General features: G+C 71.4%; 22 protein-coding genes. 8 read left to right on the forward strand and 14 right to left on the reverse strand.

Annotated features, from left to right (window positions below):
- Positions 1–128: 128 nt before the first annotated feature.
- From hisF to hisD, 8 genes are read right to left on the reverse strand one after another with little or no spacing between them, the layout of a single operon-like run.
- A complete protein-coding gene (gene hisF / locus ACFYO9_RS12795) occupies positions 129–884 on the reverse strand; it encodes an imidazole glycerol phosphate synthase subunit HisF (RefSeq protein WP_358777408.1) in 756 nt (251 codons plus the stop codon).
- Positions 881–1,276: a RidA family protein gene (locus ACFYO9_RS12800; RefSeq protein ID WP_358777409.1), complete on the reverse strand. Its 396-nt coding sequence runs from the start codon at positions 1,274–1,276 to the stop codon at positions 881–883. The genes hisF and ACFYO9_RS12800 overlap by 4 nt, the downstream gene beginning before the upstream one ends.
- Positions 1,273–1,998, reverse strand: a complete 726-nt coding sequence (gene priA / locus ACFYO9_RS12805) for a bifunctional 1-(5-phosphoribosyl)-5-((5-phosphoribosylamino)methylideneamino)imidazole-4-carboxamide isomerase/phosphoribosylanthranilate isomerase PriA (RefSeq protein WP_355813475.1) — start codon at positions 1,996–1,998, stop codon at positions 1,273–1,275. The genes ACFYO9_RS12800 and priA overlap by 4 nt, the downstream gene beginning before the upstream one ends.
- Positions 1,995–2,639, reverse strand: a complete 645-nt coding sequence (gene hisH, locus ACFYO9_RS12810) for an imidazole glycerol phosphate synthase subunit HisH (RefSeq protein ID WP_358777410.1) — start codon at positions 2,637–2,639, stop codon at positions 1,995–1,997. Before hisH ends, priA begins: the two co-directional genes overlap by 4 nt.
- 17 nt (positions 2,640–2,656) lie before the next feature.
- Complete coding sequence (locus ACFYO9_RS12815) at positions 2,657–2,821, reverse strand: hypothetical protein (RefSeq protein ID WP_355813480.1); 165 nt, start codon at positions 2,819–2,821, stop codon at positions 2,657–2,659.
- Between the two features lie 3 nt (positions 2,822–2,824).
- Positions 2,825–3,427, reverse strand: a complete 603-nt coding sequence (hisB, locus tag ACFYO9_RS12820) for an imidazoleglycerol-phosphate dehydratase HisB (protein WP_355813483.1) — start codon at positions 3,425–3,427, stop codon at positions 2,825–2,827.
- On the reverse strand, positions 3,424–4,539 hold the full coding sequence (locus tag ACFYO9_RS12825; RefSeq protein WP_355813486.1) for a histidinol-phosphate transaminase: 1,116 nt from the start codon (positions 4,537–4,539) through the stop codon (positions 3,424–3,426). The genes hisB and ACFYO9_RS12825 overlap by 4 nt, the downstream gene beginning before the upstream one ends.
- Positions 4,536–5,861, reverse strand: coding sequence for a histidinol dehydrogenase (gene hisD, locus ACFYO9_RS12830; RefSeq protein ID WP_358777411.1), 1,326 nt, complete (start codon positions 5,859–5,861; stop codon positions 4,536–4,538). The genes ACFYO9_RS12825 and hisD overlap by 4 nt, the downstream gene beginning before the upstream one ends.
- Before the next feature lie 218 nt (positions 5,862–6,079).
- Here hisD and ACFYO9_RS12835 point away from each other — a divergent pair, with 218 nt between their 5' ends.
- The 4 genes from ACFYO9_RS12835 to ybaK all read left to right on the forward strand — a co-directional run bounded on the left by ACFYO9_RS12835 (position 6,080) and on the right by ybaK (position 10,070).
- A complete protein-coding gene (locus tag ACFYO9_RS12835; protein WP_355813863.1) occupies positions 6,080–7,594 on the forward strand; it encodes an oxidoreductase in 1,515 nt (504 codons plus the stop codon).
- Between the two features lie 224 nt (positions 7,595–7,818).
- Complete coding sequence (locus ACFYO9_RS12840; protein ID WP_358777456.1) at positions 7,819–8,790, forward strand: hypothetical protein; 972 nt, start codon at positions 7,819–7,821, stop codon at positions 8,788–8,790.
- A gap of 2 nt (positions 8,791–8,792) precedes the next feature.
- Positions 8,793–9,539, forward strand: coding sequence for an LON peptidase substrate-binding domain-containing protein (locus ACFYO9_RS12845; protein WP_355813492.1), 747 nt, complete (start codon positions 8,793–8,795; stop codon positions 9,537–9,539).
- A 30-nt stretch (positions 9,540–9,569) separates the two neighbouring features.
- The gene (gene ybaK, locus ACFYO9_RS12850) at positions 9,570–10,070 is read left to right on the forward strand and encodes a Cys-tRNA(Pro) deacylase (protein WP_358777412.1); all 501 of its coding nucleotides are present in this window, start codon (positions 9,570–9,572) and stop codon (positions 10,068–10,070) included.
- 178 nt (positions 10,071–10,248) lie between these two features.
- Here ybaK and ACFYO9_RS12855 read toward each other — a convergent pair whose 3' ends face one another.
- The 4 genes from ACFYO9_RS12855 to ACFYO9_RS12870 form a co-directional block, all read right to left on the reverse strand.
- On the reverse strand, positions 10,249–10,932 hold the full coding sequence (locus tag ACFYO9_RS12855; protein WP_358777413.1) for a DUF2567 domain-containing protein: 684 nt from the start codon (positions 10,930–10,932) through the stop codon (positions 10,249–10,251).
- A gap of 120 nt (positions 10,933–11,052) precedes the next feature.
- On the reverse strand, positions 11,053–11,874 hold the full coding sequence (locus ACFYO9_RS12860; RefSeq protein ID WP_388666244.1) for an ABC transporter permease: 822 nt from the start codon (positions 11,872–11,874) through the stop codon (positions 11,053–11,055).
- A 61-nt stretch (positions 11,875–11,935) separates the two neighbouring features.
- On the reverse strand, positions 11,936–12,970 hold the full coding sequence (locus ACFYO9_RS12865) for an ABC transporter ATP-binding protein (RefSeq protein WP_388666247.1): 1,035 nt from the start codon (positions 12,968–12,970) through the stop codon (positions 11,936–11,938).
- Positions 12,971–13,033: 63 nt separating this feature from the next.
- Positions 13,034–14,287 (reverse strand): NYN domain-containing protein, encoded by a 1,254-nt coding sequence (locus ACFYO9_RS12870; RefSeq protein ID WP_355813500.1) that lies wholly within the window; start codon positions 14,285–14,287, stop codon positions 13,034–13,036.
- Between the two features lie 310 nt (positions 14,288–14,597).
- Between ACFYO9_RS12870 and ACFYO9_RS12875 the strand changes: the two genes are divergently transcribed.
- Positions 14,598–14,777, forward strand: coding sequence for a hypothetical protein (locus tag ACFYO9_RS12875; protein WP_355813503.1), 180 nt, complete (start codon positions 14,598–14,600; stop codon positions 14,775–14,777).
- A 94-nt stretch (positions 14,778–14,871) separates the two neighbouring features.
- Here the strand turns inward: ACFYO9_RS12875 and ACFYO9_RS12880 are convergent, their stop codons facing one another.
- Positions 14,872–15,117, reverse strand: coding sequence for a hypothetical protein (locus ACFYO9_RS12880; RefSeq protein ID WP_355813506.1), 246 nt, complete (start codon positions 15,115–15,117; stop codon positions 14,872–14,874).
- 107 nt (positions 15,118–15,224) lie between these two features.
- Entirely contained in the window at positions 15,225–18,767 is a 3,543-nt protein-coding gene (gene dnaE, locus ACFYO9_RS12885; protein ID WP_358777414.1) for a DNA polymerase III subunit alpha, read from the reverse strand.
- 226 nt (positions 18,768–18,993) lie between these two features.
- Between dnaE and ACFYO9_RS12890 the strand changes: the two genes are divergently transcribed.
- The 3 genes from ACFYO9_RS12890 to ACFYO9_RS12900 are packed head-to-tail and all read left to right on the forward strand — an operon-like array spanning position 18,994 to position 21,904.
- The gene (locus tag ACFYO9_RS12890; protein ID WP_358704476.1) at positions 18,994–20,322 is read left to right on the forward strand and encodes a DUF2252 domain-containing protein; all 1,329 of its coding nucleotides are present in this window, start codon (positions 18,994–18,996) and stop codon (positions 20,320–20,322) included.
- A 56-nt stretch (positions 20,323–20,378) separates the two neighbouring features.
- Positions 20,379–21,062, forward strand: coding sequence for a hypothetical protein (locus tag ACFYO9_RS12895; protein ID WP_358777457.1), 684 nt, complete (start codon positions 20,379–20,381; stop codon positions 21,060–21,062).
- 44 nt (positions 21,063–21,106) lie between these two features.
- Entirely contained in the window at positions 21,107–21,904 is a 798-nt protein-coding gene (locus ACFYO9_RS12900; protein WP_355813514.1) for a DsbA family protein, read from the forward strand.
- Positions 21,905–21,935 lie beyond the last annotated feature (31 nt).

Here is a 21,935-nt window from a genome sequence, read left to right on the forward strand (position 1 = left end):
GAAAAGTTGCACAACTATTTTTGCGCAACAGTTTTTGCGCAACTTTCCCTTCGCTCCGACACGGAGCCGGATACGCAGAAGGCCCCGGCCACCACAGGGTGACCGGGGCCCGCAAGCCGACCGCAGGGCTACCGCACCGCGTGCCCCGCCCCCCGCAACGTCTCCTTGACCTCGCCGATCCGCAGATCACCGAAGTGGAAGACCGACGCGGCGAGCACCGCGTCCGCGCCGGCCGCGACGGCCGGCGGGAAGTGCTCCAGGCGGCCCGCCCCACCGGAGGCGATGACCGGCACCGAGACGTGCTTGCGGACGGCCTCGATCATCTCGATGTCGTAGCCGTCCTTCGTGCCGTCCGCGTCCATCGAGTTGAGCAGGATCTCGCCCGCGCCGAGCTCGGCGGCGCGGTGCGCCCACTCCACCGCGTCGATCCCGGCGGACCTGCGGCCGCCGTGGGTCGTCACCTCGAAGCCCCCCGTCGGGGTGCGGCGCGCGTCCACGGAGAGCACGAGCACCTGGCGCCCGAACCGCTCCGCGATCTCGCGGATCAGCTCGGGGCGCGCGATGGCGGCCGTGTTGACGCCGACCTTGTCCGCGCCCGCGCGCAGCAGTTTGTCGACGTCCTCCGCGGTGCGCACGCCGCCGCCCACCGTGAGCGGGATGAAGACCTGCTCGGCGGTGCGGCGCACCACGTCGTACGTGGTCTCGCGGTCGCCGGAGGACGCGGTGATGTCCAGGAAGGTCAGCTCGTCGGCGCCCTCCGCGTCGTACACCTTGGCCATCTCGACGGGGTCGCCCGCGTCGCGCAGGTTCTGGAAGTTGACCCCCTTGACGACCCGGCCGCCGTCCACGTCCAGGCAGGGGATCACGCGTACCGCGAGCGTCATGCCGGGGCTCCTCGGAAGGCTTCCAGTTCCACTTCGACCAGGATGCGCGAGTCGACGAAGCCGGAGACGACCGCCATCGTCATGACCGGCCGCACCGATCCGAAGACCTCCTGGTGGGCGCGGCCCACCGCGTCGACGTCCCGCGCGTGGGTCAGCAGGAGCCGGGTGCGGATCACGGAGTCGGCGCCGAGCCCGAGCTCGCCGATCGCCTCCAGCGCGTTGGCCATCGCGACCCGCGCCTGCTCGTACGGGTCGCCCTCGCCGTACAGGACGTCGCCCTTGAAGGAGGTGGTGCCGCCGACGACGACCCGGTCGCCCGCCTCGACGGCGCGGGCGAAACCGAAGGCCTCTTCCCAGGGGCTCCCGCTCTGAACTCGTCGCAGCTCACTCATCGCGCCACGGCCTCCAGCGCTTCCTCCAGCGTGAACGCCTTGGCGTACAGCGCCTTGCCCACGATGGAACCCTCGACGCCGAGCGGCACGAGCTCGGCGATGGCGCGCAGGTCGTCCAGGGACGAGACGCCGCCGGAGGCCACCACGGGACGGTCCGTCGCCGCGCAGACATTCTTCAGGAGCTCCAGGTTGGGGCCCTGCAGCGTGCCGTCCTTGGCGATGTCGGTGACCACGTAGCGGGCGCAGCCCTCGGTGTCGAGGCGCGCCAGGGTCTCGTAGAGGTCGCCGCCGTCGCGGGTCCAGCCGCGGCCGCGCAGCGTGGTGCCGCGCACGTCGAGGCCGACCGCGATCTTGTCGCCGTGCTCGGCGATGACCTTGGCGACCCACTCGGGGGTCTCCAGGGCGGCGGTGCCGAGGTTGACGCGGGTGCAGCCGGTGGCGAGGGCGGCGGCGAGCGTGTCGTCGTCGCGGATGCCGCCGGACAGCTCGACCTTGATGTCCATGGCGCCCGCGACCTGGGCGATCAGCTCGCGGTTGTCGCCGGTGCCGAACGCGGCGTCCAGGTCGACCAGGTGCAGCCACTCGGCGCCCGACCGCTGCCAGGCGAGGGCGGCCTCCAGCGGGGAGCCGTAGGAGGTCTCCGAGCCGGACTCGCCGTGGACGAGGCGTACGGCCTGGCCGTCGCGCACGTCGACGGCGGGAAGGAGTTCGAGGGTGCTCACAGGGTTCCGATCCAGTTGGTGAGGAGCTGGGCGCCGGCGTCGCCGGACTTCTCGGGGTGGAACTGGGTGGCGCTCAGCGCGCCGTTCTCGACGGCCGCCACGAAGGGCTCGCCGTGCGTGGACCAGTGCACGTACGGGGCGCGCATCGCCGGGTTCGCCACTTCGAGGGACCACTCGTGCACCGCGTAGGAGTGCACGAAGTAGAAGCGCGCGTCGTCGTCCAGGCCCTTGAAGAGCGGGGAGCCCGCGGAGGCCCGGACGGTGTTCCAGCCCATGTGCGGGACGATCTCGGCCTTCAGCGGGCCGACCGTGCCGGGCCACTCGTCGAGGCCCTCGGTCTCCACGCCGTGCTCGATGCCGCGCGCGAAGAGGATCTGCATGCCGACGCAGATGCCCATGACGGGCCGCCCGCCGGCCAGCCTGCGCCCGACGATCCAGTCGCCGCGCGCCTCCTTGAGCCCCTGCATGCAGGCGGCGAAGGCGCCGACGCCGGGCACGAGCAGGCCGTCGGCGTTCATGGCCGTGTCGTAGTCGCGGGTGATCTCGACGTCGGCGCCCGCGCGCGCGAGGGCGCGCTCGGCGGAGCGGACGTTGCCGAAGCCGTAGTCGAAGACGACCACTTTCTTGCGAGGAGTACTCATGTCGGTGACGCCTCCCGTCAGTTCCAGTAGTCGAGCCGCATGATGCCCGCGGCCAGACACATGGCGGCGCCGATGGAGAGCAGCGTGATCAGGCTCTTCGGCATGCCCTGCTTGACGAAGGAGATGATGCCGCCGAGCAGGAAGAGACCGACGACGATCAGGATGGTGTTCAGACCGGTCATGGGTTACAGCGCGCCCTTCGTGGAGGGAAGGATGCCGGCCGCGCGCGGGTCGCGCTCCGAGGCGTACCGCAGCGCGCGGGCCAGCGCCTTGAACTGGCACTCCACGATGTGGTGGGCGTTGCGGCCGTAGGGCACGTGCACGTGCAGGGCGATCTGCGCCTGGGCGACGAAGGACTCCAGGATGTGCCGGGTCATCGTCGTGTCGTACGTGCCGATCATCGGCGCCATGGTCTCGGGCTCGGTGTGCACGAGGTACGGGCGGCCGCTGAGGTCGACCGTCACCTGGGCGAGCGACTCGTCGAGCGGGACGGTGCAGTTGCCGAAGCGGTAGATGCCCACCTTGTCGCCGAGCGCCTGCTTGAAGGCGGCGCCGAGGGCCAGCGCGGTGTCCTCGATGGTGTGGTGGGTGTCGATGTGCAGGTCGCCGTCGGTCTTGACCGTGAGGTCGAAGAGGCCGTGGCGGCCGAGCTGGTCGAGCATGTGGTCGTAGAAGCCGACGCCGGTCGACACATCGACCTTGCCGGTGCCGTCGAGGTCGATCTCGACGACGACGGACGTCTCCTTGGTGGTGCGTTCGACTCTGCCGACGCGGCCTTCGCGGGTCATGCGCTCTGCTCCTTCTTCAGTTCGCGTACCGCATCGAGGAACGCGTCGTTTTCTTCGGGGGTTCCGGTGGACACGCGCAGCCATCCCGGCACGCCGTTGTCCCGTACCAGGACACCCCGGTCGAGGATCCGCTGCCACACCGCGTGCGCGCCGCCCTCGCCGTCGAACCGCCCGAACTGCACGAAGTTGGCGTCGGAGTCGGTCACTTCGTAGTCCAGCGCGCGCAGCTCGGTGACCAGGCGGTCGCGCTCGGACTTGAGCTGCTCCACGTACTTCAGGAGCGTGTCGGTGTGCTCCAGGGCGGCGAGCGCGGTGGCCTGGGTGACGGCCGAGAGGTGGTACGGCAGGCGCACCAGCTGCACCGCGTCCACGACCGCCGGGTCCGCGGCGAGATAGCCGAGCCGCAGCCCCGCCGCGCCGAACGCCTTCGACATGGTGCGCGAGACGACGAGGTTCGGCCGCCCCTCGATCAGCGGGAGCAGCGAGTCGCCGTGGCTGAACTCCACGTACGCCTCGTCGATGACCACCAGCGACGGCTTGGCGGCCTGCGCGGCCTCGTACAGGTCGAGGACCGTCGCGGCCGGGACGGCGTTGCCCGTGGGGTTGTTGGGCGTGGTGATGAAGACGACGTCGGGGCGGTGCTCGGCGATGGCCCGCCGGGCGGCCCGCGCGTCGATGGTGAAGTCGGCGTGGCGCGGGCCGGAGATCCAGCCCGTGCCGGTGCCGCGCGCGATGAGGCCGTGCATCGAGTACGAGGGCTCGAAGCCGATGGCCGTGCGGCCGGGGCCGCCGAAGGTCTGCAGCAGCTGCTGGATGACCTCGTTGGAGCCGTTGGCCGCCCAGACGTTGGCGAGGGTGACCTCGTGGCCGCCGGTGCGGGTGAGGTAGCGGGCGAGCTCGGTGCGCAGCTCGACGGCGTCCCGGTCGGGGTAGCGGTTGAGGTCGCGGGCGGCCGCGCGGACCCGCTCGGCGATGCGCTCCACCAGCGGCTCGGGCAGCGGGTAGGGGTTCTCGTTGGTGTTCAGGCGTACGGGGACGTCGAGCTGGGGCGCGCCGTAGGGGGACTTGCCGCGCAGCTCGTCGCGGACGGGCAGGTCGTCGATGGTGGTCACTTGCTCACCGGCACCTTCCACCCGAAGCGGGCCTTGACCGCCGCGCCGTGCGCCGGCAGGTCCTCGGCCTCGGCGAGCGTCACCACGTGGTGCGCCACATCGGCGAGGGCCTCGCGGGAGTAGTCCACGATGTGGATGCCGCGCAGGAACGACTGCACGCTGAGCCCCGAGGAGTGGCAGGCGCAGCCGCCGGTCGGCAGGACGTGGTTGGAGCCCGCGCAGTAGTCGCCGAGCGAGACCGGCGCCCAGGGGCCGACGAAGATCGCGCCGGCGTTCTTGACGCGGTCGGCGACGGCGGTGGCGTCCGCGGTCTGGATCTCCAGGTGCTCGGCGCCGTACGCGTCGACCACCCTCAGGCCCTCCGCCAGGCCGTCGACCAGGACGATCGCGGACTGGCGGCCCGCGAGGGCGGGCGCGATCCGGTCCTCGACGTGCTTGGTGGCGGCGACCTGCGGCTCCAGCTCCTTGACGACCGCGTCGGCGAGCGCGAGGGAGTCGGTGACCAGGACCGCGGCCGCGAGCGGGTCGTGCTCGGCCTGGCTGATCAGGTCGGACGCGACGTGCGCCGCGTCGGCGGTGTCGTCGGCGAGGACCGCGATCTCGGTCGGGCCCGCCTCGGTGTCGATGCCGATGCGCCCGGTGAAGTAGCGCTTGGCCGCGGCGACCCAGATGTTGCCGGGGCCCGTGACCATGTTGGCCGGGGCGCAGCTCTCGGTGCCGTGCGCGAACATCGCGACGGCCTGGGCGCCGCCGACCGCGTACACCTCGTCGATGCCGAGCAGCGCGCAGGCCGCCAGGATCGTCGGGTGCGGCAGGCCGCCGAAGTCGGCCTGCGGCGGGGACGCGAGCGCCATCGACTCGACGCCCGCCTCCTGCGCCGGGACCGCGTTCATGATCACGGACGAGGGGTAGACGGAACGGCCGCCGGGGGCGTACAGACCGACGCGCTCGACGGGCACCCACTTCTCGGTGACCGAGCCGCCCGGCACGACCTGTGTGGTGTGCGGGGCCCGGCGCTGCGCGCGGTGGACGGCGCGGGCGCGCCGGATCGACTCCTCCAGGGCCTCGCGCACGGCCGGGTCGAGGCCGGCCAGGGCCTCGGTCAGCGCGGCGGCGGGGACGCGGACCCGGTCGAGACGGACACCGTCGAACTTCTCCGCGTACTCGATCAGCGCCGCGTCGCCCCGATGATGCACGTCCTCGCAGATGGGCCGCACCTTCTCCAGGGCGGCCGCGACGTCGAAGTCGGCACGGGGCAGCAGGGAGCGCAGAGCGGGGCCCTCGGGGAGGGCGTCGCCGCGCAGATCGATTCGAGAGATCACGGGATCAATTCTCTCAGACCTTCTTTCGGCACCGGACGCCCGTATCACTGGCTGATATGAACCCCGGAAGAGGGCGTTCACCACTAGCGTTCAGCCGGTCACACAGCGGGCATGAAACAGGTGTGCGAGCAACGCGCGCCTGAAAAGGGAGGGCACGAGCAGTGGTCGACGACGCCACCGGGGACCCGCCGGACGGGCTGACCGCCGCGGAGATCGGCATGTGGCAGGCCTTCCGCAACGGCAGCGTCTACGACCTCAGGTCCGGCGATCCCGCCGTCGACGACCCGCACGGCGGGCACCCCTGGGGCCCCGAGCGCAGCGTGCGCGCACGGATCGTCTGCTGGCTGCTTCTGGACGGCCCGCCCGCGCTGGCGGGACGGGTCTCCTCGCTGAAGCTGGCGGGCGTGCAGATCACCGACGTGCTCGACCTCGCGGGCGGCACGATCGGCCCGTACACCGAGATGAAGCACTGCCGGTTCGAGAAGGAGGTGCTGCTCCCCGAGGCCCGCTTCGCCACCCTGCGCCTGGTCGACTGCTCGATCCCGCGCGTCGAGGCCGCCCGGCTGCACACCGAGGGCGACCTGCACCTGCCGCGCTGCCGGGTGCACAACGGCATCCGCCTCACCGACGCGCACATCGGCACCGACCTGCTCCTGAACCAGGCCGTGGTCTACCGCGACCGGCGCAGCCGCTCCATCACCGGCGACGGCCTCACCGTCGGCCAGGACCTGCAGGCCGAGATGATGGAGTCGCACGGCGAGCTGAGCCTGCGCGGCGCGAAGATCGGCGTCTCGCTCAGCCTGCGCGGCAGCAAGCTCATCAACCAGTACGGCCGGCACGCCCTGAACGCCCCGCAGCTGACCGTCGAGCGCACCCTGTACCTGACCCCGGCCGCCGTCGGCAATCCGCCGCAGACCAGCGGCACGACACCGGCCCGCGGCACCCGGGTGCAGCGCTTCGAGTGCGTGGGCGGCATCCGCCTCGACGACGGCCGCTTCGGCGACGCCATCGACTTCGCGCAGGCCCGCTTCACCCTCCAGAACGACCAGGAGCTGTCGCTGCGCCGCGTCCAGACGCCCGAGCTGCGCTTCCTCGGCGAGACGCCGCAGCGCGGCAAGGTCGTGCTGTCCGGCGTCAAGGTGGTCAACCTCATCGACCGGGCGACGAGCTGGCCCGGCCCCGGCGGGCTGCAGATGGGCGGGTTCAGCTACGAGAACCTGGTGCCCGTCGGCAGCTTCCCGCTGGCCCGGCGGCTGAGCTGGGTGGCGGCCGCCACGGCCGAGTACAACCCCGAGCCGTACGAGAAGCTCGCCGCCGTCCTGCGCAACGGCGGCGAGGACGCCGACGCCCGCGAGGTCCTCCTCGCCAAGCAGCGCAGGCGCCGCGAGACGCTGCCGCTGGCGGCGAAGCTGTGGGGGTACGCGCAGGACTGGACCGTCGCCTACGGCTACCGGCCGGGCCGGGCCGCCGTCTGGATGGCGGTGCTCTGGGCGGTCAGCGCGGTGATCTTCTCGCGCGCCGACCCGCCGGCGATCAAGGCGGACGAGCATCCGGACTGGGACCCCGCCCTGTTCTCCCTGGACCTGCTGCTGCCCGTCATCAACCTCGGCCAGGACACCTACTGGCAGCTGCACGGCGGCTGGCAGTGGTTCTCCACCGCGCTGATCCTGCTCGGCTGGGTCCTGGCCACGACGGTGGCCGCGGGCGCGACCCGCCTCCTGCGCCGCAACTGAGGGCCGGACCGGGCCCGGCCGGAAAGGGCGACCTCGCGTGGCCGGATCCGGCCGTCGCGGGCCGAACCGTTACGCGACCGCAGGCAACCTTCCCCGCCCCTCGACCGTCATCCCAGCGACCGGCAAACGAGCAACCACGAGGTGACCGGCGAGCCCGCGCGAGCGGCTCCGGTTGAGGCGTAAAGGAGGGCACGGTGCTGCGTGCCTTCATCCGTACCGCCCGCATGGTCCGGCACACCCCGCGGCTCGCCGCCGGGCTGCCGCCGGACGACGAGGTGCTCCTCGACGTGCCCGACGAGCGGCTCGCCCCCGCGCTCGTCGCCGCCGGGCGCGGTGAGTACGGCCCGGCCTCGAAGGTCCTCGCCACCACCCGCGAGGCCGCCGAGTGGGAGAACCGCGACCGCTACGCCACCCGGCTCGCCGCCTTCGCCCGCTCCCGCCCCGAGTGGTTCGACGACTGGCTGAACGCCTGTCCGCACGACCCCGACGCGCTGCTCGTCAAGGCCGAGCTCGCCGTCGTCCGCGGCTGGGAGTCGCCGGCCCGCGCCGAGCTGCTCCGCGAGTCGGGCCCGCTGCTCACCGCCGCCGCCGAGGCCGACCCGCGCGACCCGGTGCCCTGGCGGATCGCCCTCGACCACGCCCGCGGCACCCACGCCCCGCACACCGTCTTCGAACAGCTGTGGGAGGAGGCGGTGCGCCGCTCCTCGTACCACTACGGCTGCCACGCCTCCGCCCTGCAGTACCTCTCGGCCGCCTGGTACGGCTCGCACCGCGAGTGCTTCGACTTCGCCGAGCGGGCCGCGGGCGACGCGCTGCCCGGCTCGCTGATACAGGTCCTTCCCGCGCGGGCCGCCTTCGCGTATCTGACCAGCCCCTCGGGCAAGGTGCCGCGCGCACGGCTCGACGCGGCGGCGGACCTCGCGATCGGCCTGTCCCTGCGGTACGCGGCCGGGGACCCGTGGCCCGCCGAGGTCCGCAACCTCCTCACCTACGTCCTGGTCCGCCTGGAACGCTGGGACGAGGCCCTGGAGCAGCTGCGCCTGATCGGGCCGTACGCGACGTCCTTCCCCTGGGACCGGATGGCCGACGATCCGCTCGGCCAGTTCCTGGAGCTGCGCGACGGCGTACGCATCGAAGTGGCGTCGATGACGCCGTTGCGCCCTCCGCGCGGGCCGAGCCGCTCCGGCGACCATTAGGCTTGCCGGTCGTGACCACCCGGCTTCCGCTCTTTCCGCTCAACTCGGTGCTGTTCCCCGGCCTCGTGCTGCCCCTGAACGTCTTCGAGGAGCGATATCGCGCCATGATGCGCGAGCTGCTCAAGACGTCCGAGGAGGACCAGCGCCGGTTCGCGGTCGTCGCGATCCGCGACGGCCTGGAGGTGGCGCCGAGCGCGCCCGGCCTCCCCGACCCGACGGCGCTGCCCGAGCACGGCCCCGCCGCCGGCTTCGGCGACGACCCGCTCAAGGCCTTCCACACCGTGGGCTGCGTCGCGGACGCGGCGACCATCAGGGAGCGCGCCGACGGCGGCTTCGAGGTCCTCGCGACCGGCACCACCCGGGTGCGGATCCACTCCGTCGACGCCTCCGGCGCCTTCCTCACCGCCGAGGTCGAGGAGGTGCCCGAGGAGCCGGGCGACGGCGCGGGCACCCTGGCCGAAGGAGTGCTGCGGGCCTTCCGCTCCTACCAGAAGCGGCTGGCCGGGGCGCGGGAGCGGTCGCTGTCGACGGGGGCCGAGCTGCCCGACGACCCGTCCGTCGTGTCGTTCCTGGTGGCCGCGGCGGCCGTCCTGGACACCGCCACCAAGCAGCGGCTCCTGGAGGCGCCGGACACCGCGTCGCGGCTGCGGGACGAGCTGAAGCTGCTGCGCTCCGAGACCGCGATCATCCGCAATCTGCCGTCCCTGCCCGCGACGGAGCTGACACGCGGGACGACGAGCCTCAACTGACGTCCTCAACTGACGTAAGGCGCGAGCACCTTGGCGAAGAAACAGAAGAAGCAGCAGGCGGGAGGCACGCCCGCGACGGTGGCGCTCACCGCGGCCGGTGCGTCCTTCACCGTCCACTCCTACGAGCACGACCCGGCGCACCCCTCGTACGGCGAGGAGGCCGCCGAGGCCATGGGCGTCTCCCCCGACCGGGTCTTCAAGACCCTGGTCGCCGAGGTCGACGGGGAGCTGACCGTGGCCGTCGTCCCGGTCGCGGGCACCCTGGACCTGAAGGCGCTGGCCGCCGCGGTCTTTGGCAAGCGCGCCGTCATGGCCGACCCGGCCGCCGCCGAGCGCACCACGGGCTATGTGCGCGGCGGCATCTCCCCGCTCGGCCAGCGCAAGCGGCTGCGCACGGTCCTGGACGACTCGGCGTCGGCACACGCCACGATCTGCGTCTCGGCGGGCCGCAGAGGCCTGGAGGTCGAACTGGCACCGGCCGACCTCGCGAAGCTCACGGGCGCGGTGCTGGCGCCGGTCGGCAGGGCCTGAGGCGGGCCCTGCGCCCTTTCACGTCGTCCGCGCGGACGACGTGAAAGCGCCCTCGACACCGGTCCCGTACGGGACTAGTACCGAGGGCATGTCGAAGAAGACGCGCATGCGGAAATGGCGAACGAAGAAGCGCAAGGCCAACCACGGGAGACGCCCGGCCTGACCCGAGCGAAGGGCTCTAGGCGTTCGGGCGCATCCCGTCCGGCCGCACGTCGTCCTGAGGCCCCGCGTACGGCATCGGCGCCGGGTAGGGCTCGGGGTCCCGTGGGCCGAACAGGGCGGTGAGGCCGAGGTGTACGGCCAGCGCGGCCAGCGGCCACGCGAGGACCGTGCCCTTGGCCTTGAGTTCCAGCGGCGCGTCGAAGACGACGCCCTTGCCGACGGCCTTGGCGTGCGCCACCACGTCCGTCTCGGGCCCCAGCCAGATGCCCGCCTTCCAGCCGAGCAGCGCGCCGAGCAGGCTGCCGACCCCGAGACCGACCACCAGCGGGATGCCACCGCGCCTGCTCAGCAGGAACACGACGATCCCGCAGACCAGGCCGAAGCCGAGCGCGAGGAGCGTGAACGTTCCGTCCACGCCCATCGCCTGCTCGCCCTCGGTGTCCTTGAGGTACACCGCCTTGCCGTCGGAGATCAGCGGCACCCGCGGCGCGAGCCACACCCACAGGGCCGCGAGCAGCAGGCCGCTGACAGCCACCACGACCATGGTCACCGCGGCCCGCAGTACTTCGGTCTTCATGCCGGGACCGTCCTCCAGGTGTCCGTGGGGAGCCGTCGCTCCCGACGGCTGCGCGGCTGCCTGCCAGGAGTCGTACGGGGGTTGGTGGTGCGGCGGTTGGGAGGGTGTCAGCGGTGCGGTCACCCCCACATCGTGCCAGGCGTACCTGTGTTCCGGCGGGTGGGCCCGGCGGAAGGGCCGCGCGCCGCCCCCGCGCGCCGGTGCGGCGCGTCCTCGCTGCTTCCCCGCTGCGTCCCCGCTGCCTCAGCGGACGGCCGCGCGGCGGAACGCCCAGGTGGCGACGGCCAGCGAGACCACGCCGACGCCCGCGCAGACCGCCAGGTCGAGCGCGACCACCGCCCAGTCCGGATCCGGCCCGAACGTACGGGCGAAGGCCTCCACGCCGTACGTCGAGGGCAGCAGGTCACGCGCGTACTGCAGCGGCGCGGGCATCCGGTCGGCCGGCAGCACGCCGAGCAGCAGCGCCGCCGACATGCCCATCTGGCCGAGGAGCGTGGCCAGTTCCGGGCGCGGCGCGAGCAGGCCGAGGGCCGCGCCGAGCCCCGCGAGCGCGGCACCGGCCAGCGGGATCACCGCGACGAGCACCCACAGATGGGTGAGCGGGAGGCCGAAGAGCGCGCACCCGACGACCGCCGTGACGAAGGTGCCGGGCACGGTGAAGGAGGCGTACGCGGCCGCGGCGCCGAGGACCACGGCGGCGGGCGGCACGGGCAGGGTGGCGTAGTGGTCGAGCCCGCCGTCGGAGCGGAGCTGCCCGAAGTACTGCGCGAGCAGGTTGAGCGCGACGAAGGCGACGACGAGCACGGAGGAGCCGGCCACCACCGCCCGCGCCTCACCGCCCCCGTCGACGACGCCCCGCATCAGGATCATGATCCCGACGGACTGGAAGGTCGCCACGAACAGCAGCGGTATCCGGGCGACCCGGGCCCGGGACAGCTGGGCCCGGTACACGGCCGAGAGCGCCGGGAACAGCCGGGCCGGGGGCCCGAGGGGCGCGGGGCCCCCGTCCGTCGCCTCGTCACGCCCGTCGACCCGCAGCACGGCCTCGAGGGGAACGGCACTCACCGGGCAACCCTTCCGTCGTCGTCTCCGTCGTCCAAGGTCCTGCCTTCACCGTCGTCCACGCTCACGCCTTCACCAGCCCCCGTCCGCTGCCGCCCAACGCCAGATAGACGTCCTCCAGGCTGGGCGTCGCCAGCGTGAAGTCGTCGAGCGCGGCGAACGCGGCCCCGCCGGTGACCGCCGCCACCGCGGCCCGCGCCTCGTCGGGGGCGAGCCGCAGGGACCACCGCCGCCCCGACTCCACGGCGCTGGAGCGCAGCGCGGCGACCTCGGGCACGTCCAGCGGCGCCCGCTCGCGCCACACCAGCTCCACCCGCACCTCGTCCGCGACCTGCTCCTTGAGTCCGGCGGGGGTGTCGCAGGCGATGACCTTGCCCTGGTCGAGGACCGCGACCCGGTCGAGGACCGTCTCGGCCTCGATGACGTTGTGGGTGACGAGCACGACCGTCGCCCCCTGGTCGGCCCTGCGCCGGTCGATCGCCGCCCAGACGGCCCGCCGCGCGACGGGGTCCATGCCGGTGGTCGGCTCGTCGAGGACGAGCAGCCGCCGCTCCCCCACCAGCGCGGTGGCGAAGCAGGCGAGCCGCCGCTGCCCGCCCGACAGCTTCTTCAGCGGCCGCGAGGCCAGCGCCGTGAGCCCCAGCTCCTCCAGGACCGCGTCGCGCTCGGCCCGGGCCCGCGGAACTTCGAGACCGCGAAGCCGTCCGGTCGTCTCGACGGCCAGCGACACGGTCAGCTCGTCCAGGGCGGTGGACTCCTGCCCCAGGTACGCGAGGATGCGGGCGGCCCGCTCGGGGTGGCGCACGATGTCGTGGCCGAGGATCTCGACGCTCCCGCTGTCGGGCCGCATGAGGCCGGTCAGCTGGCGTACGAGGGTGGACTTGCCGGCGCCGTTGGGGCCGAGCAGGCCGAAGATCTCGCCGCGCTCGACCGTCAGACAGATGCCGTCGGTGGCGCGGATCTCGGGGGTCGCGGGCCTGCCGCGGCGGGCACGGGCGGCGGGGTACGTCCGGACCAGGTCGCGCACCGCGCAGACGGTGTCGGTGCCGTGTTCCTGACGGTGTCCCTGTCGGACTGCCGGTGCCGGGCGCGTACTCACGAAGGACGAGCCTACGGGGTCGGCGGGCGCGGGCGACGCCCGGGGCGCCCCTTACGTCCCGTGTCAGTCTCCGGCGCGGTCCCCCGCGGGGGCGTGCTCGGCGGCGGTCCGCACATCGACCTCGCGCCAGAAACCGGCCCGGATCGCATAGCGGTCGTGCTCGTCGATCTGGTCGTCCTTGTGGGCGAGCAGGCCGAAACGGGCCGCGTAGCGGAGGAGTTCCCCGTCGATGCGGTGCGGGATCCGGGGGTACATCGTCGACAGCTTCTGCAGGTTGTGCTGTTCCGGGAGGCGCGCCATCCAGCGTCGTGCGAACACCTGTCCGACCTCGTAGGGGTCGCCGCCGACGGTGGTGATGTCCTCCTCCCGGTCGGCCCAGCGCTGCTCGGCCGTGGTCAGCTGGGCGAGGGTTGGCAGCGCGGCGACCTCGGGGCCCTCGGCCGCGCCGCCGGGGCGCTCGACCCAGCCCTTGTCGGAGGACCAGCGCAGGGTGGCGTTGGTGGGGTGCTGGGCGGCGGTCTGGGTGCCGGGGCCGCGCAGGGCGGCCAGGTCCTTGGGGGTGGGCACGCCCTTGGCCGCGGCGATCCGGTGCTCGGCGGCGTGCTCGGTGTCCCGGCGGCCGTTGGCTGCGGGGGCGGCGTGCCGGTCGGGCGCCTCCGTCTCTGCGTGCTGCGCGGCGGCGGCGAGCGCGGACTCGGGCAGCGGCGCGGAGAGGATCGCGGCGATCTCCGGGCGGGGCGCGGGCGGCGGCGCGCAGATGCCGGTGAGCTCCTTGGGGCGTACGGCCTTGGTGATCCAGGCCCGGTCGAGCACGCGCCGCTCGTCGGCCTCGGCGACCAGGTCCTCGGACTGGTTGTAGTCGCCGTCGGCGGCCTGCACGGCCCAGAGGTGGACGGCGACTCCGTGCTCCTTGGCGGCCATCATGCCGGGCAGCAGATCGCCGTCGCCGGTGACGAGCACGACGTCGGAGCAGGCGCGGTTGCGGGCCAGTTCGGTCAGTTCGGCGTGCATCGCGGCGTCCACGCCCTTCTGCGCCCACCGGCCGTCGCTGCGGGTCAGGGCGCCGAGCCGGACCGTCACGCGCGGCATGACGCGCAGCCGCCGGTGTTCGGGCTGCGGCACCCGGTCCGGGGCCCCGTCGAACCAGTAGATGCGCAGCAGGGGGCGCTCGGTGTCCGCTTCCGCGCGCTCGCGCAGGCCCTGGATCAGGGCGCTGTGATCGACGGTGATCCGGGACCTGGAGGGTTCGCCCGCGAGGAGACTCGCGGCGGCGCCCAGCAGATACCCGGCGTCCACCAGGACGATGCAGCGATCCACGCGGTCCACCCTCTTTCCCAGGAGGTTCCAGAACAGTGCCCGGAGGTCTCTGGACGTTCCCTCGAAGGCCCACGAAGACACCCTGTCAGGACAACGAATCAGGGGTGCGGGTCCGCGTCGGGTTTCCTTCGAGTCTGCCCGACCCGGCGAAGGTTAACGGCCGGAACTCGATCTTCGGCGTGGCGCATCGGCGGATCGCCCGCCGACAGGCCTTATTACGCACGGTAATTCTCTGAAATGCACACTTGTGCCCCATATGTGAGTCTGGCCGTGTCATGGCCCCCAGATCCCCTTCAGGAGGAAGATCACCATGGCCAAGAACAAGAATCGCAAGCAGGGCGGCCAGCAGGACCGCGCCTCGCAGGCCGAGCAGGCGCAGGAGCAGGCCAAGTCGACCGCGACGGAGGCCCAGTCCCCCCTGCAGTCGCAGGCCCAGGGCAGCCCCGCGGATGTTGCTCGTAAGCACCAGCGTCGCTTCGGCCACAACTGACGCGTCCGACTCAACTGACGCATGACCAGGCACACATGAGGGGCGCACCCGATGCGGGTGCGCCCCTTGCCGTGCGGTTACGTCAGTAAGCAGGTCAGTCGGTGAAGCCGTGCCGCTCGTGGGCGACCATGAACGTGCTCGGCCTCTGCAGCTCGGAGAGGCCCGGCCGCGCGACCGGGCCGCCGCCCTGGAGGAGCGCGTACGCGGCCCGTACATGCCGCACCCGGTCGGTGAACTCCATCCGCGGGAAGTAGGACCGCAGCGCCAGGCGCGTGGCCTCCGGGGACTGGTGCGTCTCCCGCATCAGAAATACGGCCTTGTCGACAGCGGCAGCGTTCACGGCTCTCAACCTCACACGCGAGAAGAAGTAGATGCAGTATGCATCTTACTCCTCCCGGTGTCCGTTTTGCATAAGTAAGGGGCGGGTCAGGTAAGGGGCGGGCCGGGTCAGCCCGCCAGGCAGGACGGGCCGAGCAGCACCTTGAGGTCGCCGAAGAGCGCGGGATCCGGCTTCACGCGGTGCCGGTCGAGCCGCAGCACCGTGGTCTTCTGCGCCCCTTGGAGCTTGATCCGCACCTCGCTGTTGCCCCGGTGGTGGCTGAGGACCTCGCCGAGGCGGGTGACCATCGGCGGGCTCACCTTGACCGTGGGGATGGTGATCACCACGGGCGCGTTGGTGCCCGCGTTCGACAGGTCGGGGACCTGCATCTCCATGGCGACGAGGCGCGGTACGTCCTCGCGCTTGTCGAGGCGTCCCTTGACGAACACCACGGCGTCCTCGACGAGTTGGGTGGAGACGAGCTGGTAGGTCGCGGGGAAGAACATGCACTCGATGGAGCCCGCGAGGTCCTCGACGGTGGCGATGGCCCAGGCGTTGCCCTGCTTGGTCATCTTGCGCTGGAGCCCGGAGATGATGCCGCCGATGGTGACGATCGAGCCGTCCGAGTAGTCACCGCCGGTGAGCTGCCCGATGCCCGCGTCCGCCTTGTCGGACAGAACGTGCTCCAGACCGAACAGCGGGTGGTCGGAGACGTACAGACCGAGCATCTCCCGCTCCTGCGCGAGCAGATAGGTCTTCTCCCACTCGTCGGTGGAGAACTCCACGTCGAGCCCGAAGCCGGGCTCGTCGCCGCCCGACTCGTCGCCCATCCCGCCGAAGAGGTCGAACTGGCCCTCGGCCTCCTTGCGCTTGACCGCCACGACGTTGTCGATCATCGGCTCGTACTGCGCGGTGAGGCCCTTGCGGGTGTGCCCCATCGTGTCGAAGGCGCCCGCCTTGATCAGCGACTCCGTGGTGCGCTTGTTGCAGGCGGTCGCCTCGACCTTGTCGAGGTAGTCGGGGAAGGAGGTGAACTTCCCCTTGGCCTTGCGCGAGCGGATGATCGACTCCACCACGTTGGTGCCGACGTTGCGCACCGCCTCCAGGCCGAAGAGGATCTCGTCGTCGCCCTGCGCGGCGAAGTTGTGCACCGACTCGTTCACGTTCGGCGGGAGCACCTTGATGCCCATGCGCCGGCACTCGTTGAGGTAGACGGCCGACTTGTCCTTGTCGTCCTTCACCGAGGTGAGCAGCGCGGCCATGTACTCGGCCGGGTAGTTCGCCTTCAGGTACGCGGTCCAGTAGGTGACCAGGCCGTACGCGGAGGAGTGTGCCTTGTTGAACGCGTAGCCGGCGAAGGGGACCAGGACGTCCCACAGGGCCTGGATCGCGGCGTCCGAGTAGCCGTTCTTCTTCGCGCCCTCCTGGAACAGGACGAAGTTCTTCGCCAGCTCGTCGGGCTTCTTCTTGCCCATCACGCGGCGCAGGATGTCGGCTTCGCCGAGCGAATAGCCGGCGACGATCTGCGCGGCCTTCTGCACCTGCTCCTGGTACACGATGAGGCCGTAGGTGAGGCCCAGCGTCTCCTTCAGGGGCTCTTCGAGCTCCGGGTGGATCGGCGTGATCTCCTGGCGGCCGTTCTTGCGCTCCGCGTAGTTCGTGTGCGAGTTCATGCCCATCGGGCCCGGCCGGTACAGGGCCGAGACGGCGGAAATGTCCTCGAAGTTGTCGGGCTGCATCTGGCGGAGCAGCGAGCGCATCGGGCCGCCGTCGAACTGGAAGACGCCGAGCGTGTCACCGCGGCAGAGCAGTTCGAAGGTCTTGGGGTCGTCGAGCGGGAGCGAGAGCATCTCCAGGTCGATGCCCTTGCCGGCCCGCACCATCTTGACGGCGTCGTCCATGATGGTGAGGTTGCGCAGGCCCAGGAAGTCCATCTTGAGCAGGCCGAGCGACTCGCACTGGGGGTAGTCCCACTGCGTGATGGTCACGCCGTCGGTGTGCCGCGTCCAGAGCGGGGCGTGGTCGACGATGGGCTCGCTGGACATGATCACGCCGGCGGCGTGCACGCCCATCTGCCGGACCAGGCCCTCCACGCCCTTGGCTGTGTCGATGACCTTCTTCACGTCCGGTTCGTTCTCGTACATTCCCCGGATCTCGCCCGCCTCGCTGTATCGCGGGTGCTTGGGGTCGGTGATGCCCGAGAGATCGATGCCCTTGCCGAGGACGTCGGCCGGCATGGCCTTGGTGAGACGGTCACCCATCGCGTACGGATAGCCGAGCACGCGCGCGGAGTCCTTGATGGCGTTCTTCGCCTTGATCTTGCCGTACGTGCCGATCATGGCGACCTTGTCGGCGCCGTACTTCTCCGTCACGTACCTGATCACCTCGACGCGCCTGCGCTCGTCGAAGTCGATGTCGACATCGGGCATGGAGACGCGCTCGGGGTTGAGGAACCGCTCGAAGATCAGGCCGTGCGTGATCGGGTCGAGGTCGGTGATGCCCATGGCGTACGCGACGATCGAGCCGGCCGCGGAGCCACGGCCCGGGCCGACCGCGATGCCGTTGTTCTTGGCCCACATGATGAAGTCGGCGACCACGAGGAAGTACCCCGGGAACCCCATCTGGATGATGATGTCCATCTCGTACTCGGCCTGCTTCTGCCGGTCCTCGGGGACACCGCCCGGGTAGCGGCGCTCCATGCCGACCCGGACCTCCTCCTGGAACCAGGTGACTTCGGTGAAGCCCTCCGGGATGTCGAACTTCGGCATGAGGTCGCGCTTCTCGAACATGCCGGTGGTGTCGATCTGCTCCGCGACCAGGAGCGTGTTGCGGCAGCCCTCCTGCCACGCGTCCGAGGAGTCGATCGCGTACATCTCGTCCGTCGACTTCAGGTAATAACCCGTGCCGTCGAACCGGAAGCGGTCCGGGTCCGAGAGGTTCTTGCCGGTCTGGATGCAGAGCAGGGCGTCGTGCGCGACGGACTCGTGCGCGTACGTGTAGTGCGAGTCGTTCGTCACCAGGGGCGGGATGCCGAGCTTCTTGCCGACCCGGAGCAGGTCGTCGCGGACCCGGCGCTCGATGTCGATGCCGTGGTCCATCAGCTCCAGGAAGTACCGGTCCTTGCCGAAGATGTCCTGGTACTCGGCGGCGGCCTTCACAGCCTCGTCGAACTGGCCGAGGCGCAGCCGGGTCTGGAGCTCTCCGGAGGGGCAGCCGGTGGAGGCGATCAGCCCCTGCGACCACTGGGAGATGGTCTCCTTGTCCATACGCGGCCACTTCTGGAGCCAGCCCTCCGCATACGCGTCCGAGGACAGCCGGAAGAGGTTGTGCAGACCCGTCTTGTCCGCCGCCCAGATCGTTTTGTGCGTGTAACCACCCGAACCGGACACGTCGTCGCGCTTCTGGTGCGGCTGGCCCCACTTGATCTTGCGCTTGTTCCGGCGCGACTCCGGCGCCACGTACGCCTCGATGCCGATGATCGGCGTCACGCCCGCCTTCTGCGCCGAGTGGAAGAAGTCGTACGCACCGTGCAGGTTGCCGTGGTCGGACATGGCGATGTGCGTCATGCCCATCTCATTGGCCGCGTTGAACATGTCCTTGAGCCGCGCGGCACCGTCAAGCAGCGAGTACTGGGTGTGCACGTGCAGGTGCGTGAAGGGCGGCTTGGTCACGGTGGAAGGCCTCCGGGAAACGCTGGGCTACAGGCTGCGGGCAGTCTGGGGGGACAGCGTGGAAGTCTAATCCGCGGCAGTGACACCCGGCGGGCACTCGGGGGTACGGTCGAGCGTTGGAAGGGGCGGAACACCTGTCCCGAAGGGGCGGAAGATCCCCTGTCCCCGGGAGCGGAGCGTCCGCCCCCGTGTCACGCACCACCCCCGTACCAGGAGGCACCCAGCGATGTCGGTCCCGCAGCCCAGTGCTGAGCAGCGCGGCGAGCAGATCCTCGCCGTCTTCGACACCGCGTTCGGCGAGCTCCTCGCCGCCGACCCCGCCGCGTTCCGGGTGAAGTTCCGGAAGATGGCGGCCTCCGCCTTCGCGTTCTACCGCGGCACGGCCTGCCTCTTCTACGCCGACCAGGAGCGCGAGCAGCACGGCGGCCCGTACCTGGACGACCGCACGGGCCGGGTGTGGATCCACGGCGACCTGCACGCGGAGAACTTCGGCACGTACATGGACGCCCAGGGCCGCCTCATCTTCAACGTGAACGACTTCGACGAGGCGTACGTCGGCCCCTTCACCTGGGACCTGAAGCGCTTCGCCGCCTCCATGGCCCTGATCGGCTACAGCAAGGCGCTGAGCGACGAGCAGATCACCGGCCTGGTGCGGGCGTACGCCACGGCCTACCGCGCGCGGATCCACGACCTGGCGACGGGCGCCAAGAGCGACGAGGTGCCGCCCTTCACGCTGGACACCGCCCAGGGCCCCCTCCTGGACGCGCTGCGCGACGCCCGCTCGCTGACCCGCTTCAGCCTGCTGGACTCGATGACGGAGATCCGCGACTTCGAGCGCCGCTTCGCGCCGGGCGGCGGCTCCATCGAGCTCGACGCCGCCACCCGCTACAAGGTGCTCGCCGCCTTCGACGGCTATCTGGAGACGCTGCCGGACTCCTCGCTCACCCGCCCCGACTCCTACCGCGTGAAGGACGTCGTCGGCCGCCGCGGCATCGGCATCGGCTCCGCGGGCCTCCCCTCGTACAACATCCTCCTGGAGGGCAACAGCGACGCCCTGGAGAACGACGTCGTGATCTACCTCAAGCAGGCCCAGACCCCCGCGGTCTCGCGCCACATCACCGACCCCGCGGTCCGCGGCTACTTCCAGCACGAGGGCCACCGCACGGTCATCTCGCAGCGCGCCCTGCAGGCGCACGCCGACCCGTGGCTTGGCTGGACCGAGTTGGACGGCGCGGGCCAGCTCGTCGCCGAGGTGTCGCCGTACGCGGTGGACCTGGACTGGTCGGACATCGACGACCTGGACGAGATCACCGCGGTCGTCGCCGACCTGGGCCGCGCCACGGCCGCCATGCACGCCGCGGCGGACGACGAGAGCGGCCACTCGGAGCTCGTGCCGTTCTCCACCGAGCGCGCCATCGACGCCGCCATCGCCGCCGACGAGGAGGGCTTCGCGGAGCTGCTCGTGGACTTCGCCCACAGCTACGGGGCACGCGCGCGCGGCGACCACCAGATCTTCGTCGACCTGTTCCGCAACGGCCGGATCCCCGGCCTGTAGACCTGCGGGGCCCCATCGAGGGGCTCCCACAGGAACACATGGCACACTCCTCGGCGATGGACATATCCGGGACGCAGCTCAGGGCCGTGCGCGCGGCGCTCTTCACGGCACTCGTCGTGACGCTCTCCGCCGCGTCGCACGTGCTGCTGTCCCGCGCCCCCCTGCCGCCGGCCACGGTCGCGGCGATCGCCGCCGCCGTCTTCGCCATCGCCTACGCGACGGCGGGGAACGAGCGGGGCTACGGCCACATCGCCGCCCTCCTGATCCCCCTGGAGCTGGCCGCCGACACGGTGTTCACCGCGGGCCAGCACGTCTGTTACGGCGAGGCCGGCGGCCCCGTCGCGGGCCCGCTGCGCGCCGTCGGCTTCGACGTGCTGTGCGGCGGCGCCCCCGTCGGCACCCCGCTGGCCCGGATGACCGCCGAGGGGCACGGCACCGCCTCGCTCCTCGCCGACATGGACCCGGGCGCCGCCTGGCTGCTGCTCGGCGCGCACATCGGTGTGGGCCTCCTCGCGGCGGCCTGGCTGCGGCGCGGCGAGCGGGCGCTGGCCCAGCTGCTGCGCGCGGTCGGCGCGGCGACGTTCCGGCCGCTGCTGCTCGTGGTCGCATCGGTGACCGCGCCGCGGCCGCCCGTACAGCGCCTGCCGCGCCCCGAGCGCCGGGCGCGGGTCACGCGTACACGCCTGCTCGTGCACTTCGTGGGACGGCGTGGACCGCCGTGCTCGGCCGCCTTCGCCTGAGCACCGCAGCCCCCTACGCAGTCACGTACACGGAGAAGAAGATCATGAGCCAGCGCAACAGCCAGGCCGCCAAGTCCGCCGCCCGCGAGCGGATCCGCGCCCAGCAGGAAGCGGAGCGCAAGCGGGAGAAGCGCAAGCGGTCCGTCATCGTCGGCGTCTCCATCGTCGCCGTCCTCGCCATCGCCGGCGGCGTGGGCTATGCCGTCATGCAGTCCAACGCGCCCTCGAAGTGGGAGGAGGCCGCCGACGCGAAGGTGGTCACCCCGGCGAACGCCTCCGGCAAGGACGGCACCACGGTCACGATCGGCAAGTCCGCCAAGAACACGGTCCATCTGTACGAGGACCCGCGCTGCCCCGGTTGCGCGGCCATGGAGCAGTCCATCGGCTCCGCGATCGACAAGGGCATGAAGGACGGCGACTACAAGCTGACCTTCACCCTCGGAACGTTCCTCGACAACAACCTCTCGGGCGAAGGGTCGAAGAACGCCCTCAGCGCGCTCGGCGCCGCCCTCGACGTCAGCCCCGACGCGTTCCTGGAGTACAAGACCGCGCTCTACTCCACGAAGTACCACCCCGAGGAGACGGCCGACGACTTCGCCGAGGACGACTACCTCATCAAGGTCGCGAACACCGTGGACGCCCTCAAGGGCAACAAGAAGTTCAAGAGCGCCGTCGAGAAGGGGACCTTCGACCCCTGGGCCATGAAGATGAGTGACTCCTTCCAGTCGGCCAAGGGCGTGGAGTCCACCCCGACCATCAAGATCAACGACAAGGTGGTCGATACGCCGAAGACCCCCGACGCCTGGAAGGCGGCCCTGAAGAAGGCGGGCGTCACGAAGTAGCGAGCTGAGCACCTCGTCCCGGGGGGGGCGG

Source organism: Streptomyces sp. NPDC005863 (assembly GCF_042871345.1).
GTDB lineage: Bacteria > Actinomycetota > Actinomycetes > Streptomycetales > Streptomycetaceae > Streptomyces.

Coding starts and splice junctions, on each gene's coding strand:
- hisB (WP_355813483.1), bottom strand. CDS start 3,427: ATGACCCGCGAAGGCCGCGTCGGCAGAGTCGAACGCACCACCAAGGAG.
- hisH (WP_358777410.1), bottom strand. CDS start 2,639: ATGAGTACTCCTCGCAAGAAAGTGGTCGTCTTCGACTACGGCTTCGGC.
- ACFYO9_RS12890 (WP_358704476.1), top strand. CDS start 18,994: ATGTCGGTCCCGCAGCCCAGTGCTGAGCAGCGCGGCGAGCAGATCCTC.
- ACFYO9_RS12900 (WP_355813514.1), top strand. CDS start 21,107: ATGAGCCAGCGCAACAGCCAGGCCGCCAAGTCCGCCGCCCGCGAGCGG.
- ACFYO9_RS12895 (WP_358777457.1), top strand. CDS start 20,379: ATGGACATATCCGGGACGCAGCTCAGGGCCGTGCGCGCGGCGCTCTTC.
- ACFYO9_RS12815 (WP_355813480.1), bottom strand. CDS start 2,821: ATGACCGGTCTGAACACCATCCTGATCGTCGTCGGTCTCTTCCTGCTC.
- ACFYO9_RS12840 (WP_358777456.1), top strand. CDS start 7,819: ATGGTCCGGCACACCCCGCGGCTCGCCGCCGGGCTGCCGCCGGACGAC.
- ACFYO9_RS12875 (WP_355813503.1), top strand. CDS start 14,598: ATGGCCAAGAACAAGAATCGCAAGCAGGGCGGCCAGCAGGACCGCGCC.
- ACFYO9_RS12800 (WP_358777409.1), bottom strand. CDS start 1,276: ATGAGTGAGCTGCGACGAGTTCAGAGCGGGAGCCCCTGGGAAGAGGCC.
- ACFYO9_RS12835 (WP_355813863.1), top strand. CDS start 6,080: ATGTGGCAGGCCTTCCGCAACGGCAGCGTCTACGACCTCAGGTCCGGC.
- hisF (WP_358777408.1), bottom strand. CDS start 884: ATGACGCTCGCGGTACGCGTGATCCCCTGCCTGGACGTGGACGGCGGC.